Source organism: Streptomyces sp. CB03234, from assembly GCF_001905885.1.
GTDB lineage: Bacteria > Actinomycetota > Actinomycetes > Streptomycetales > Streptomycetaceae > Streptomyces.
In genome coordinates, this window is the sequence record NZ_LIYH01000003.1 from 875,289 (window position 1) to 890,207 (window position 14,919).

Below are 14,919 nucleotides of genomic sequence, written 5' to 3' on the forward strand. Positions count from 1 at the left end.
CGGGTGGAACCGATGCGGGTCGAGCGGTGTATGTAAAGCAGCAGGGTGTTCACAGCAGGTGTCGCAAGGCTCGGTCGCGGATCATGAGGGCAGCTCGCTTGTCGGGAAGGTCGAGTTCGGCGGAGAAGCGGAAGCCGGCGCTCAGAAAGGCCGAGACGGAGGGGGTGTTGCGGATGTCCGGTTCGGCGATGACACGTGTGCAGCTGAGGCGGTTGTCGAGGACGAGGTCGGAGACGGCTCTGAGCAGGGTGGTGCCGACGCCCCGGCCGCGGTCGGCGACGCCTCCGATGAGCAGGTGGATACCGGTGTCGTGAGGCCGGGCCGGATACTGGCGGGCCAGCGGGTCGAGGTCGGCGCGGTAGATCTCGAAGTAGCTCACGGGAGTGCCTTCGAGCACGCCCAGGCACGGCACGCTGCGTCCGTCGCCGTCGAGTTGGGCGCGCAGGTGGGCGTCCGTGACGGACTCGGGTCCGGCGAGTTCCCAGAACGCGGCGACTGCGGGGTCGTTCATCCACCGGCTGATCAGCGCGAGGTCGCGCGCGATGCGTACGGGGACGAGTTGGAAGTGACCGAGGGGGGTGGGGGCAGGGCCCCAGCCGGCGACGGTGTCGAGCAGATCGCCGGCGCCGTCGTCCAGCGGCTGGTGTCCGCTGGACGGGCCGTCCGGGCCGTCCGGGCCGTCCGGGCCGTCCGGGCCGTCCGGGCCGTCCGGGCCGTCCGGGCCGAACAGCGAGATCAGCTCGTCGGGCAACCGCAGATCCAGGGTGTCCTCCGTGCCCACGCCGGCCGGCGCGGGGGAACTGGGTCCGGTGTCGGAGCTCGCATCGGTGGGAGGCACGGGGCGCTGTCCTCTCGGCGGTTCGGGTGGTGTGTGGGGTCAGCGACGAAGGGGGTTGGCGATGGTGACGTAGACGGACTGGGTGTCCACGGGGCCGACGAGCTCGTCGAGACCGTTCAGCCGGGTCAGGAGGTTGGCCTTGCAGCGGAGGGTCGGGCTGTCCAGGAGGCGGGTGGGCAGGGGTGAGCCGAGTCCGGTGGCCGTGGTGAGGAACTGGCGGAAGGCGGCGAGGAGGAGGCGTTCGTCGGCGAGGCGCTGCGCGCCGAATGCCCCGATCAGGCCGAGGACGTTGTTGATGCCGAGGTAGTAGGCGAAGCGCTCGTCGGTGACGTCGTCGGAGACGAAGGTGTCGCTGTGGGTGCCGATGCCCGGGAGTCGGCGCTCCAGTGCGGCGCGGTGGGACTCGCGGAAGTAGTAGCCCTGGTTGTCGCGGTAGCGGCCGCCGCGGGGCCAGCCGTCGGGGTCGAGGATGACCAGGGTGTTCTGCTGGTGGGCCTCCAGGGCCACACCGGCCGTGCCGTCCAGCCAGAGGACGGGGCGGACCACCTGGTCGAGGTAGCGCAGGAACCACTCGGCGGCGACGGCCCCGGTGGGCCGGCCGGTGCGGGCGGCGAGCCGGGACACCGTGACGGCCAGGCGCGATCGCATCCGGGGGCTTCCGGGCCAGGGCCGCGGGGCGGTGAGGCTGGCGATGCAGACGGCGTCGTCGCCGAGGCCGAAGGGGTTGTGCCGGAGCATCACGTCGAGTCCGGGGACGGGCTCGCCGGAGGGGGTGTCGACGGCGAGCCACGCCGGGTCGCGCACGATGTCGAAGCCCGGGTGGGCGGCCTGCCACTCCTTGGCGAGGCCGGTGCGCAGCAGGCGGTGCACTTCGGCGCCTCGGTGGAGTTCCTTGCGCAGGTTCTCCCGGCGGGAGTTGGTGATGCGTACACCGAGGGACAGCTTGAGCATGGCGGGCGCGCCCGGCCGGTGGACGGTTCGGACGGAGGAGGTGGGGTGCCAGGGGTCACCGTGGGGGCCCAGGTCGTGGAGGAGGCCGGCGGAGAGGAGTTCGGTGACGGCGGGGCGGTGGAGCAGTTCGCGCGCCTGCCAGGGGTGCAGGGGCAGGGCTGCGGTGTTGTCGGGGAGGGTGAGGTCTTGGGCGAGACGGGAGGTGAGTTGCCCGGCGGTCAGTGTGCGGCCCTGTTCGGTCCAGGCCGAGTCGGTGGCGAGTACGGACCGGTCGACGGCCACCCAGTGCAGGGGGAAGCAGCCGTTCAACTCGGGTGAGTAGAGCCTGGCTTCGGATTCGGAGAGACCTTCGCGGCTCTTGGGCGTGGGATGGAGGGGGTGGCCCAGCAGCAGGGACTGTTCGGCGGTGAGGAAGAAGTCGGCGTCGGCGGTGGGGCCGGGGTGCCGGCGCCGGTGGGTGATGAAGTCGGCGGTACGGCGGGTGGAGTCGGCGACCCTGCCGACCAGGTCGGCACCCTCCCGGTGGTTGCCGGCGGGGCCCGACTCACGGCTGAGGAGGGCCGCGACGGTCACCGCGTCGACGGACGGGGCGGTGGGCGGAGCGCCTTCGAGGGCGGGCGGGCCGAAGCGGTGCCAGCCGGTGGGTGACCAGTAGTGGACGGGGACGAGGAGAGCGGTCCCGCTGGCGGCGAGGGGGACGCGCAGGGTCTTCCCGGCCGGTTGGGGGAGGTTCTTCTCCCGTGCCCAGCAGCGGAGGAGGTTCTCGACGGTGGCCGCGTCGGCGGCGTGGTGCGCGTCCGGGTGGTCGAGGTGGTCGGCCTCACGGCGGTCGTGGGCGGGGCTGGGCCCGGGCAGGTCTTCGTACCCGCCCGAATGCTGGCGCGGCACTGTTGTCGACTCGCCCGGGCGGGGGCCGCCGGGGGCGGAGGGAGGGCCGTCGGCGCCGGGGGCTTCGGGTACGGGGGTGGGGTTCACGGAGGGATCTTTCTGGTGAGGAGGTTCGGGTTCAGCGGGACGGTCCTGGGTCGCTCGGGAGGGAGGGGGTGCGCTCGGCGGCGGCCAGAGCGTCGGCGAAGCGGTCGAGGACGGCCACCGCCTGTTCGTCGGTGAGCGTCAGGGGAGGGAGGAGGCGTACGACGGCGCTGTGGCGGCCGCCGAGTTCGACGATGAGCCCGCGCCGGAGGCACTCGCGCTGGACGGCCGCGGCGAGGGCGGGGTCGGGGGGCGGAACGTCGGCGGTGGTGTCCGGGGCGACGAGTTCGATGCCGATCATCAGGCCCCGGCCGCGCACGTCCCCGACGCTGGGGTGGGCGGCGGCCAGGCCCTGGAGCTGCCCCAGCATGCGCGCGCCGAGGGTCGCCGCGCGCTCGGCGAGGCGGTTCTCGCGTACGAAGGCGAGGGTGGCCGCGCCGGCCGCCATGGCGAGCTGGTTGCCGCGGAAGGTGCCCGCGTGGGCGCCGGGCTGCCAGACGTCCAGCGCCGACCGGTAGACGATGACGGCCAGGGGAAGGGAGCCTCCGATGGCCTTGGACAGGACCATCACATCGGGGACGACGCCGCTGTGCTCGACCGCCCAGAAAGCGCCGGTGCGGCCCACGCCCGTCTGCACCTCGTCGGCGATCAGCGGGATGGAGCGGTCGGCGGTGATCCGGCGCATCCGGCGCAGCCAGGTGTCGGGCGCGGGGATCACACCGCCCTCGCCCTGGACGGGTTCGAGGATCATCCCGGCCGGTGTCGGGACGCCGGACTTGGGGTCGTCGAGGAGGCTCTCGGTCCAGCGGGCGGCGATGTCGGCGCCGCGCTCGCCGCCGAGCCCGAAGGGGCATCGGTAGTCGTGCGGGAAGGGCAGGCGGGTGACCGTGACGTCGGTGGCGCCGCCGGAGGCGGCCAGGGCGCCGGCCGTCATGCCGTGGTACGCGCCGGTGAAGGCGAGCAGGCCGCGGCGGCCGGTCGCGTTGCGGACGAGTTTGAGCGCCGCCTCGACCGCGTCCGTACCGGCCGGTCCGCAGAACTGGATCCGTGCGTCGTCGGCGAGCGGGCGTGGCAGCGTGGTGAACAGCTCGGTGGTGAAGGCGTCCTTGACCGGCGTGGCGAGGTCGAGGACGTGCAGCGGGGCGCCGGAGTCGATGACCTTCTTGATGGCCTCCAGGACCACCGGGTGGTTGTGACCGAGGGCCAGTGTTCCCGCTCCGGAGAGGCAGTCGAGGTAGCGTCGCCCGTCGGCGCCCTCGATCGTCAGACCGCGTGCCCGCACCGGGACGATGGGCAGGGAGCGCGCATAGGTACGGGCGGCCGATTCGCGCAGTGACTGGCGGCGCAGGATCCCTTCGTGCGTGGACGTCGGTGCCACCGGGGCTGATTCGGTCACGGCCACGGTTCGGGTCCTCCCGGTCACGGTTGCGTTGCTCATCGGTAGGTGACTCGTCCGCCGCAAGGCAGCGACGAGCGCCGACCTTGTGTCCCCCGTACGTACCAACGACGACATGTGTTCAGGATCACGGCCGCCGCGAAGATCCTTGAGGTGGGGGAACCGCGGCCCTGCCGCGTGCCGTCCCCAACGGCACCGGCATAGTGGGGGGCCGCACTCCGGTGCCGAAGTTCAGCCGAGTACAGACGTGTTCTGTCACGAAGTCCCAGGGGGATCACGACATGCGACCCATTCGTCCGCTGCTCGCCGCAGCCTCCGTCGCCGCGGCGCTGGCGATGACGGCCACTGCCTGTGGCCCGAGCGAGGACAACGCGGGCGGTGAGCCGACCGCTTCCGCGAGCCAGACGGCCGACGGGAAGATCACGATTCCGGACGATCTGAAGGACCGGCTCAAGGAGCACGGGATCGATCTGGACAAGTGGAAGAACGGCGAGTGGAAGAACTGGGACAAGGACACCTGGCTGCGTGAGGCCAAGGACTACGTCAACCCGATCATCGAGGACCTGTGGGACCCGGACCGGATGAGGGACGCCGAGCAGCCTGAACGGCCGGTCGAGGACGGCGACATCTCCGGCGACGAGGGCGTCACGGACCCGACGCCCGAGCCGGTCGAGGCGACGGCCGTGAAGGCGCCGTACCACTCCAGTGTCCCGGAGGCCGGCAAGGTCCTCTTCGACGGGCCCGAGGGCTCGATGGTGTGTTCCGCGACGGTGGTGAAGGACCCCGCGAACCCGGGCAAGTCCAACCTGGTGTGGACCGCGGGCCACTGCGTGCACGCGGGCAAGAACGGCGGCTGGTACCGCAACATCGCGTTCGTCCCCTCGTACAACGACGGCGGCAAGACCGGCGCGGAGCTGGAGAACGCGACCCGCGAGGACATCGCTCCGTACGGTGTGTGGTGGGGTGACTGGGCGCAAACCTCCGAGCAGTGGATCTCCCAGGGTGCGGCCACCGGTGGCCAGGGAGCCCCGTACGACTACGCGGTCATCCACGTGACCCCGGAGAAGGGCGGCAACGGCAAGTCGCTGGAGGAGACGGTCGGTTCGGCGCTTCCGGTCGAGTTCAACGCCCCGGCCGCGCCGGAGATCACGAAGATGGAGGCGACGGGGTACCCGGCGGCGCCGCCGTTCGACGGCCAGCAGATGTTCCAGTGCGCGGACAAGCCGGGCCGGCTGTCCCTCGACACCGCCCAGCCGACGATGTACCGCATCGGCTGCACCATGACGGGCGGTTCCTCCGGTGGCGGCTGGGTCGCGCGGGGCCAGGACGGCAAGCCCGCACTGGTGTCCAACACCTCCATCGGCCCGGTGACGGCGGGGTGGCTGGCCGGTCCGCGCCTGGGCGACGAGGCGAAGGGCATCTACGAGGCGGTCAGCAAGAAGTTCGCAGGGCGGTAACAGCGGGAGCAAAGGGCCGGCCCGTCCAGGGTCGGCGGGCCGGGCGTTTCGGTCGTGTACGAAGACGCCCGGCCCCGGCGGCGCCGCCAGGTGGAGACTCCGTGCAGGTCACCGTGGGTGGCAACTGCCCCTGGGGGGACCGGCATAGAGTAGGGGCGCATTCTCACGCGGGCGGTCCCGGAAGACCGCCCATTTGCGTGACAGGTCCATGGCATTTCGTACATGCACATGCGTTATCAGGGGGAATCGTTCTCATGCGATCACGATCCATACGCCCACTCCTGGCCGTCACCGGCCTGGCCGCGGCGCTGGCGCTGACGGCCACCGCCTGTGGCCCCACCGAGGACAAGGCAATCGGCACACCGGCCACGGCGAGCCCCGCCGACGGTCAGGGCGGCGGCGACGCCGAACTTCCCAAGGACTTCGCCGACAAGCTCAAGGAGCACGGCGTCGACCCGGAGAAGTGGAAGAACGGCGAGTGGAAGAACTGGGACAAGGACACATGGCTGCGTGAGGCCAAGGACTTCGTCAACCCGGTGATCGAGGGGCTGTGGAAGCCCGAGCGGATGCGGTCCGCCACGTCCCCGCAGAAGACGATGGCCGCCGGAGCCGTCACGGGCGACCAGGGTGCCACCGACCCCGAGCCCCGGCCGGTCCAGGCCGTGGCGGAGGAGAAGCCGTACCACAAGAACGCCGCTCCGGTCGGCAAGGTCTTCTTCGACGCACCCGAGGGCTCGATGGTCTGCTCCGCCACGGTGATCAAGGACCCCAAGAACCCCGGCAAGTCCAACCTCGTCTGGACCGCGGGCCACTGCGTGCACGCCGGCAAGGCGGGCGGCTGGTTCCGCAACATCGCCTTCGTCCCCGCCTACAACGACCTGGGCAAGTCCCCGGCCGCGCTGGAGAACGCCCGGCCGCAGGAGGTCGCCCCCTACGGCGTCTACTGGGCGGACTGGGTCGCGACCTCCGGCGAGTGGATCTCGCAGGGCGGCCCGACCGGCGGCGAGGGAGCCCCGTACGACTACGCCGTGATGCACGTGAAGCCGGAGAACGGCACCAAGTCCCTGGAGGAGACGGTCGGCGTCGCACTCGACGTCGACTTCAACGCCCCACAGGCGGCGGGCATCCCCGCGATGGGCGCCTGGGGCTACCCGGCCGCCCCGCCGTACGACGGTGCGCTGATGCACAAGTGCGTCGACCGCCCCGGCCGCCTCACCCTGACGCCCGGTACGCCGACCATGTGGCGGATCGGCTGCACCATGACCGGCGGTTCCTCCGGCGGTGGCTGGTTCATCGAGAAGCCGGGCAACAAGCTGGCGCTGGTGTCCAACACCTCCATCGGCCCGGTCACGGCCGGCTGGCTGGCCGGCCCGCGCCTGGACCGGGACGCGGAGCAGATCTACACGATGATGAGCGAGAAGTTCGCCGGTCAGTAACAGACGACCGGCGAAAGGCGAAGGCCCGCCCCCTCTTTGGGAGGGGACGGGCCTTCGGTCGCTCGGTCCTTCGTACGACGGCCGTCAGTGCGCCGCAGGGACGTACGGCGCCAGGAACGCGGCCAGTTCCTCGTGCACCCGCGCCTTGAGCAGCGTGCCCTCCGGGGTGTGCTCCTCGGAGAGGACCTCGCCCTCGGCGTGCGCCCGCGAGACCAGCCCGCCCTGCGTGTACGGCAGGAGCACCTCGATCTCCACCTGCGGGCGCGGCAGCTCGGCGTCGATCAGCGCGAGCAGCTCGTCCATGCCCGCGCCGGTCCGCGCCGACACCGCGATCGAGTGCCGCTCGATGCGCAGCAGCCGCTGCAGTACGAGCGGGTCGGCGGCGTCCGCCTTGTTGATGACCACGATCTCGGGCACGTCCACCGCGCCCACGTCGCGGATCACCTCGCGCACGGCGGCCAGCTGCTCCTCCGGCGCCGGGTGCGAGCCGTCCACCACGTGCAGGATCAGATCGGAGTCGCCGACCTCCTCCATGGTGGAGCGGAACGCCTCGACGAGGTGGTGCGGCAGGTGCCGTACGAACCCGACGGTGTCCGCCAGCGTGTACAGGCGGCCGCTGGGCGTCTCGGCCCGGCGCACGGTCGGGTCGAGGGTGGCGAACAGCGCGTTCTCCACCAGCACGCCCGCGCCCGTCAGCCGGTTCAGCAGGGACGACTTGCCGGCGTTGGTGTACCCGGCGATGGCGACCGACGGCACCTTGTTGCGCCGCCGCTCCTGCCGCTTGATGTCACGGCCGGTCTTCATCTCCGCGATCTCACGGCGCATCTTCGCCATCTTCTCGCGGATCCGTCGCCGGTCCGTCTCGATCTTGGTCTCACCGGGACCACGGGTGGCCATGCCGCCACCGCCGCCGCCACCCATCTGCCGGGACAGCGACTGACCCCAGCCTCGCAGCCGCGGCAGCATGTACTGCATCTGCGCGAGCGCGACCTGTGCCTTGCCCTCACGGGACTTGGCGTGCTGGGCGAAGATGTCGAGGATCAGGGCGGTCCGGTCGACCACCTTGACCTTGACGACGTCCTCGAGGTGGATCAGCTGGCCGGGGCTGAGCTCACCGTCGCAGACGACGGTGTCGGCCCCGGTCTCGAGCACGATGTCACGCAGCTCGTCCGCCTTGCCCGAGCCGATGTACGTGGCCGGGTCCGGCTTGTCGCGGCGCTGGATCACTCCGTCGAGGACCAGCGCGCCCGCCGTCTCGGCGAGCGCGGCCAGCTCCGCGAGGGAGTTCTCCGCGTCCTGCACGGTCCCCGAGGTCCATACGCCGACCAGCACCACACGCTCCAGGCGCAGCTGCCGGTACTCGACCTCGGTGACGTCCTCGAGTTCGGTGGAGAGACCCGCCACGCGGCGCAGCGCCGCGCGCTCGGACCGGTCGAACTGGTCGCCGTCCCGCTCTCCGTCGATCTCGAAGCTCCAGGCGACGTCCTCTTCCATCAGGGCATCGGCCCGAAGGCTCTCGGTGCGGTTCGTGTCCGCGAAGCTCTGCGCGTCCTGGGAAGGGGATGAAGAGGAGGTCATTGGATCCTTACGTCGTGGGAGTACTCGGGCGGCTCAAGCGCCTCGAGCGGAAACACTCGTACGTCAGTCACAACGCGTGACTCCCCCGGATCATTCCCGGGGGCGGGCCCTCGGCATTCCGGGGGTCCGGCAGCGCCGCCGACACCTTGATGGTCGCACGGTACGGCCGGGCCCGTCACGCGGGTTTTCCGTGCTTGGCGGCGGAGGCCGGCGCCTTCGTGGAGCCCTTCGCCGGGGCCTTGCTGCTCCACTCCGGGTGGCCCGGCATCCTCGGGGTGCGCTCCCCGTACAGCCATCCCTTCATGAACCCGGTCAGGTCCCGCCCTGCCTCCTCCGAGGCCAGGCGTACGAAGTCGGCGGTGCTCGCCGTCCCGTGCGCGTACTGCGTCACCCAGCGCCGCTCCAGCCGCTCGAAGGCGTCCCTGCCGATCTCCTGCCGCAGCGCGTACAGGACCAGGGCGCTGCCGTCGTAGACGACCGGCCGGAACAGGCTGATCTTCTGGCCCGCCGCGGGCGGCCTGGGCGCGGCCGGTGGCCCGCCCGCGGCGCGCCAGCGGTCGGAGTCGGCGTACGCCTGGCGCATGCGCCGCTCCAGGGACTGGTTCGCGGTCTCCTCCGCGTACAGCGCCTCGTACCAGGTGGCGTGTCCTTCGTTGAGCCACAGGTCGGCCCAACGGCGCGGCGAGACGCTGTTGCCGAACCAGTGGTGGGCCAGCTCGTGCACCATGATCGATTCGACGAACCACTTGGGGAGGGTGCCCCGGGTGAACAGCGAGCGTTCGAAGAGGGAGAGCGTCTGGGTCTCCAGCTCGAAGCCGGTGTCGGCGTCGGCGACGAGCAGCCCGTACGTCTCGAAGGGGTAGCGGCCGACCTTGCGCTCCATCCACTCCAGGTGGGCGGGGGTCCTCTTCAGCCACGGTTCCATCCGCTCGACGTCGGCGGAGGGCACCACGTCGCGTACGGGCAGGCCGTGCGGGCCGGTGCGGTGGACGACGGTGGAGCGGCCGATGGACACCTGGGCCAGCTCCGTGGCCATGGGCTCGCTGCCCCGGTACAGCCAGGTCCGGATGTCGCCGGTGAGCGCCCGGGCGACCCTGCGCCCGTTGGCGACCACGGTCAGGTCCTTGGGGGCGGTGATACGGAAGGTGAAGTACGCCTTGTCGGCGGGGTGGTCGTTGCCGGGGAAGACGCGGTGGGCGGCGTCGGCCTGGTTGGCCATGGCCAGTCCGTCGGCGGTACGGACCCAGCCGCCGGCGTTCCTGGGACCGACCGGGTCGCTGGTGTGGGTGACGGCGAGGCGTACCTGTTCGCCGGCGCGGACGGCCTGTGGCGGCTCGATGACCAGGTCCTCGCCGGTGAGCGCGAACTCCGCGGGCTTGCCGTCGACCTCGACGGTGCGGACGGTGCCGTGCGCGAAGTCCAGGTTGATGCGGTCGAGCCGGTCGGTCGCCCGCGCCTCGATCGTGGTGACGGCGTCCAGCGGCTTGCTGTTGTCGCCCCGGTAGGTGAAGGCGATGTCGTACGAGAGGACGTCGTAGCCGGGGTTCCCGAGCTGCGGGAAGAGCGGGTCGCCGATGCCGAGCGGCTGCGGTGAGGGCAGCGCCGCGCCGATCAGCCCCGCCGAGGCGGCTGCCACCAGGGCCACGCGGAGGCGTCGGGACGCGCGGCGAGCGGTGCGAGGTGTACGTGATGTGAGGGACATGGAGCAACCGCTACCAGCGCGCCGACCCGGGAACGCGACGGCGCGCGCCCCGCGCACCCGAACGGAGCCGAGGGGGCGGCGGCTCACCCGGTGGCGGCCGCGGGCTGCTGGGCGCGGCTCACGTCGTACACGCCGGGCACATCGCGCATGGCGCGCATCAGGGCGGGCAGCTCGGCGGCGTCGGGGAGCTGGAGCGTGTACGTGTGGCGGACGCGCTGCTCGCTGGGCGGCTCCACGGTGGCCGAGACGATCGCCGCGCCCGCCGTGGCGATGGCCTCCGTGAGGTCGGCGAGCAGCCGTGGCCGCCCGAACGATTCGGCGACCAGGGTGACCCGGCACTCGGCCGCCTCGCCCCACCGCACCTCGACCGGCACCCGCCCGGCCGCCTCCATGCGCCGTACGGCGGGGCATCCGACCCGGTGGACGGTGACGTTCCCGCCGCGTACCGGAAAGCCGGTGACCGCGTCGGGCGGCACGGGTGTGCAGCAGCGGGCCAGCCGCACGGGGGCGTCCGGCAGGTCGACGACGACGGCGTTCGCCGCGGCGTCCCGCGCCGGGGGGTCGGCGCTCACGGTGGTGGCCGGCGCGCGGGGGGCGGCCGCCGGTACCTTCGCGCCCTCCGGATGCGCCGCGAGCCAGCCGCTGATCGCGATCCGCGCGGCCGGGGTACGCGCGTACGTCAACCACTCGGGCGACGGCCCGGCGGCGGGGTCGTCGGCGTCGGGAACGCCGTGGGCGGGGCCGGGGACGGGGCCGGGGCCCGCGTGGGCGGGGCCGGGATGGGCGGGGGCGTCCTGGGCGCAGACGGGGGCGGGGTCACCGTAGGCGGAAGCGCGGTGGGCGCTGGCGTCCGGGGCGGGGGCGCCGTGCGGTGGGGCCCCGTGCGCGGAAGCGCCGGGGGCGGGGGCGTCCCCTGCAGGGTCACCGTGGGCGGGGGCACCGTGCGGTGGGGCCCCTGGCGCGCCCCCGTTGTGGGTACGGGCTCCATGCGCGGCCCTCCCGTGGGCTCCGGCACCGTGGGCTCCGGCACCGTGGGCACAGCCCCCGTCGGCCGCCCCGTGCGCGCCGGCAGCGGAGGCGGAGGCTCCGCGGGCGGAAGCGCGGGGGGCGCTGACGTCCTGGGCGAGGGCGCCGTGCGGTGGGGCCACGTGGGCGCCCCCGTCGTGGGTACGGGCTCCGTGCGCGTCGGCGTCGTGGGGGCCCGCCCCGTGCGTACCGCACCCGTGGGCGTACACGTCCTGGGCCGGGGCGCCACACGCCCCGCCGCATCGCGCGGGGTCCTCGGCGGCCGAGTCGGCGCGGGCGGGACCGGGGCCTGACCCGCCCCCGGGGCGGCCGCCCGGCTCGCCCCGTGCGAGCAGCAGTTGCACCGTGTCCCCGTCGTTCAGGACCGTCCCCAGCGCCGCCAGGCGGCCGTTGACGCGCGCGCCGACGCAGGTGTGGGCCGCCTCGCCGTACTGCGCGTAGGCGGCGTCCACGCACGTCGCACCGGCCGGCAGCGCGAGCGTGCCGCCGTCGGAGCGGAAGACGGTGATCTCGCCGTCCTGGGCGAGGTCGGCGCGCAGCGAGGTCCAGAAGGTGTCGGGGTCGGGGGTGGCCTGCTGCCACTCGAGCAGCCGGGAGAGCCAGCCGGGCCGGGTCGGGTCGGTACGCTCGCCGTCCTCGGCCGGACCGGCGGGAACGGCCGGGTCGACGCCCTCGGCCGGCGTCGCGTACGGGTTGCCGAGGGCGACGACGCCCGCTTCGGCGACCTTGTGCATCTGGTGCGTACGGATGAGGACTTCGGCGACGGCTCCGTCGGGCGCGGCGACGGCCGTGTGCAGCGACTGGTAGAGGTTGAACTTGGGCGCGGCGATGAAATCCTTGAACTCGGAGATCACCGGGGTGAAGCAGGTGTGCAGCTCACCGAGCACTCCGTAGCAGTCCGCGTCCTCCCCCACCAGGACGAGCAGCCGCCCGAAGTCGGTGCCGCGCATGTCGCCGCGCTTGAGCCGGACGCGGTGCACGGAGACGAAGTGGCGTGGCCGGACGAGCACTTCGGCCGGGATGCGGGCCTCCCTGAGGACGGCCCTGACGTCGTCGGCGATGGCGGTCAGCGCGTCCACCGCGGTGGCGTTGTCGGCGATGAGGGCGCGGGTGTTCTCGTACTCGGCGGGGTGGAGGATGGCGAAGACCAGATCCTCCAGCTCGGTCTTGAGGGCCTGTACGCCGAGCCGTTCGGCGAGCGGGATGAGCACGTCGCGGGTGACCTTGGCGATGCGGACCTGTTTCTCGGGGCGCATCACGCCGAGGGTGCGCATGTTGTGCAGCCGATCGGCGAGCTTGATGGACATGACGCGTACGTCGTTTCCCGTCGCGACGAGCATCTTGCGGAAGGTCTCGGGCTCGGCGGCGGCCCCGTAGTCGACCTTCTCGAGTTTGGTGACGCCGTCGACGAGGTAGCAGACCTCCTCGCCGAACTCCTCCCTCACCTGATCCAGGGTCACGTCCGTGTCCTCGACGGTGTCGTGGAGGAGGGACGCGGTCAAGGTGGTGGTTTCGGCGCCCAGTTCGGCGAGGATGAGGGTGACGGCCAGTGGGTGGGTGATGTACGGCTCGCCGCTCTTGCGGAACTGGCCCCGGTGCGAGGACTCGGCGAGCACGTACGCCCGGTGCAGGACGGCCAGGTCGGCGTCCGGGTGGTGGGCGCGGTGCGCCTCGGCGACATGACTGATCGCGTCGGGCAGCCGGTCCCGCGTGCCGGGACCGAGCAGTGCGGCGCGGCCGAGCCTCCGGAGGTCGATCCTCGGGCGGCCGCGCCGACGGCTGGGCGCGGGGTTCGTGGCCTCTGCACTCAGGTTGGTGGCCTCTGCGCTCATGGGGCACCTCCGACGGCGTCGACCGGCGGTGGGACGGGCAAGGAATGCCCGCCGGGCCGGTGCTTGATGCTACCGAGCCCACCACGTAGCGCCGACCTGCTCTCGCTCAGCGTGAACCGGATCACCCATTCGAGCGAAGGCTGCGCAAAGGTCCAGGCGGACGTTCAGACGAGCGCGGAGGCGAACCAGGCCAGGTCGATGTGGCCTTCGGCGACGATGACCGCGGGGCCGGTCATCTCGATCTCACCGTCGGGGCGCTCGGTGATCAGCAGCGTGCCGCCGAGGACGTCGACGGTGTACGTGACCGGCGTCCCCGTCTCGGCCGGGTCGGCGCCGTCGCGGCGGGCGGCGGCGACGGCCACCGCGCACGCGCCCGTGCCGCACGAGCGGGTCTCGGCGGCGCCGCGCTCGTGGACGCGCATGGCCACGTGGTGGGGGCCGCGGTCGACGACGAACTCGATGTTGACGCCGTCCGGGTAGACCGCAGTGGGGGCGTACGGCGGCTCGGTGAACAGATCACCGGCGTGGTCGAGGTCCTCGACGAAGGCCACCGCGTGCGGGTTGCCCATGTTCACGTTCCGCGCGGGCCAGCTGCGGCCGCCGACGGTCACGGTGACGCCGTCCTCGGGGAGCCGGGCGCGGCCCATGGAGACGGTGACGTCCCCGTTCTTGGCGAGGTGGACGCGCTTGACGCCGCCGCGGGTGGCGACGGAGAGGTCACCGGCGGTGACGTGTCCGGCGTGCTGGAGGTAGCGGGCGAAGACCCGGACGCCGTTGCCGCACATCTCGGCGACCGAGCCGTCGGCGTTGCGGTAGTCCATGAACCACTCTGCCTCGCCGGCCATGTCCCGCGCCTCCGGATGGGCGGCGGACCGGACGACGTGCAGCAACCCGTCGCCGCCGATGCCGGCCCGGCGGTCGCAGACGCGGGCCACGACGGAGGCGGGCAGGTCGATGGCGTTGTCCGGGTCGGGCACGATCACGAAGTCGTTCTCGGTGCCGTGGCCCTTGAGGAAGGCGATGGGCGCGGTGGTCACGGGATCAATCGTACGGGTGGGGTCCGACACCCGACCGCTCAGCCCGTCCCAGGCCCGGCCGGCACGGTCCGGTGCCGGGTGGGGTGCCGTGCCCGGGCGGGGGTCACCGCACCGCGGGCGTCAGCGGAGGCGGGCGACGCGCCAGACGGCGAGGATCACCGGGACGGCGACGCCGACGGCGTACAGGGCGATCACGCGCCAGTCGGGGCGCTCGCCGGAGCCGCGGGCGGGCAGGCCCGGCCAGGTGTAGCCGACGCGGCGGGCGGCCATCATGCCCCAGCCGGCGGCGCAGCCGCACAGCAGCAGGCCCAGCATGGCGAGGACCGCGCCACCGTCGCCCGAGCCGAAGGCGAGGGGGAAACCGAACATCAGCGAGCCGATCACGGCGAGGCCGACGATGGGGGCGAGCTGCCAGATGCGCAGCTTGCGCTGCGGGCGCAGTTCGACCTCGACCTCGTCGGGGGTGATCTCCGGGGTCCCGTCCTCGTTGAGGTCGGGACCGTCCGGGCTCAGGCCCGGTGCGTCACTGGCCACCTGGGGTTCGTCCGGTACTTCCTGGTGTTCTCTGTCGCGAGGGCCGGCCTCCATCGCCACGCGCCCTCCCAAATCGGATCCACTGGTCGATCGATGCTCGATGATGGCACGCCCCCGACCGCCTGAATGACGGGCAGGGCGTCCCGATGCCATCACGTGA

Annotated in this window: 10 protein-coding genes; 2 read left to right on the forward strand and 8 right to left on the reverse strand. The window is 72.6% G+C overall.

Annotation, left to right across the window (positions count from 1 at the left end):
* Positions 1-49 precede the first annotated feature (49 nt).
* Genes AMK26_RS16830 through AMK26_RS16840 form a run of 3 tightly spaced genes read right to left on the reverse strand, consistent with a single transcriptional unit; the run spans position 50 to position 4,163 of the window.
* Positions 50-838: a GNAT family N-acetyltransferase gene (locus tag AMK26_RS16830; protein WP_073755437.1), complete on the reverse strand. Its 789-nt coding sequence runs from the start codon at positions 836-838 to the stop codon at positions 50-52.
* 39 nt (positions 839-877) lie between these two features.
* Positions 878-2,764, reverse strand: a complete 1,887-nt coding sequence (locus AMK26_RS16835) for an IucA/IucC family protein (RefSeq protein ID WP_073755438.1) — start codon at positions 2,762-2,764, stop codon at positions 878-880.
* A gap of 31 nt (positions 2,765-2,795) precedes the next feature.
* On the reverse strand, positions 2,796-4,163 hold the full coding sequence (locus tag AMK26_RS16840) for a diaminobutyrate--2-oxoglutarate transaminase family protein (RefSeq protein ID WP_073755439.1): 1,368 nt from the start codon (positions 4,161-4,163) through the stop codon (positions 2,796-2,798).
* Between the two features lie 275 nt (positions 4,164-4,438).
* Here AMK26_RS16840 and AMK26_RS16845 point away from each other — a divergent pair, with 275 nt between their 5' ends.
* Together AMK26_RS16845 and AMK26_RS16850 are read left to right on the forward strand one after the other, a co-directional pair.
* Positions 4,439-5,614 (forward strand): trypsin-like serine peptidase, encoded by a 1,176-nt coding sequence (locus AMK26_RS16845; RefSeq protein ID WP_073755440.1) that lies wholly within the window; start codon positions 4,439-4,441, stop codon positions 5,612-5,614.
* A gap of 254 nt (positions 5,615-5,868) precedes the next feature.
* A complete protein-coding gene (locus AMK26_RS16850; protein WP_073755441.1) occupies positions 5,869-7,050 on the forward strand; it encodes a trypsin-like serine peptidase in 1,182 nt (393 codons plus the stop codon).
* Positions 7,051-7,134: 84 nt separating this feature from the next.
* On the opposite strand, the gene hflX is transcribed toward AMK26_RS16850, so the two are convergent.
* The 5 genes from hflX to AMK26_RS16880 all read right to left on the reverse strand — a co-directional run bounded on the left by hflX (position 7,135) and on the right by AMK26_RS16880 (position 14,813).
* Entirely contained in the window at positions 7,135-8,628 is a 1,494-nt protein-coding gene (hflX, locus tag AMK26_RS16855; RefSeq protein WP_073755442.1) for a GTPase HflX, read from the reverse strand.
* 175 nt (positions 8,629-8,803) lie between these two features.
* Positions 8,804-10,330, reverse strand: a complete 1,527-nt coding sequence (locus AMK26_RS16860; protein ID WP_073755443.1) for a M1 family metallopeptidase — start codon at positions 10,328-10,330, stop codon at positions 8,804-8,806.
* 83 nt (positions 10,331-10,413) lie between these two features.
* A complete protein-coding gene (locus AMK26_RS37755) occupies positions 10,414-13,167 on the reverse strand; it encodes an HD domain-containing protein (protein WP_079277645.1) in 2,754 nt (917 codons plus the stop codon).
* A gap of 185 nt (positions 13,168-13,352) precedes the next feature.
* On the reverse strand, positions 13,353-14,225 hold the full coding sequence (gene dapF, locus AMK26_RS16875) for a diaminopimelate epimerase (protein ID WP_073755554.1): 873 nt from the start codon (positions 14,223-14,225) through the stop codon (positions 13,353-13,355).
* A 120-nt stretch (positions 14,226-14,345) separates the two neighbouring features.
* Positions 14,346-14,813: a hypothetical protein gene (locus AMK26_RS16880; protein WP_073755444.1), complete on the reverse strand. Its 468-nt coding sequence runs from the start codon at positions 14,811-14,813 to the stop codon at positions 14,346-14,348.
* Positions 14,814-14,919: the final 106 nt, after the last annotated feature.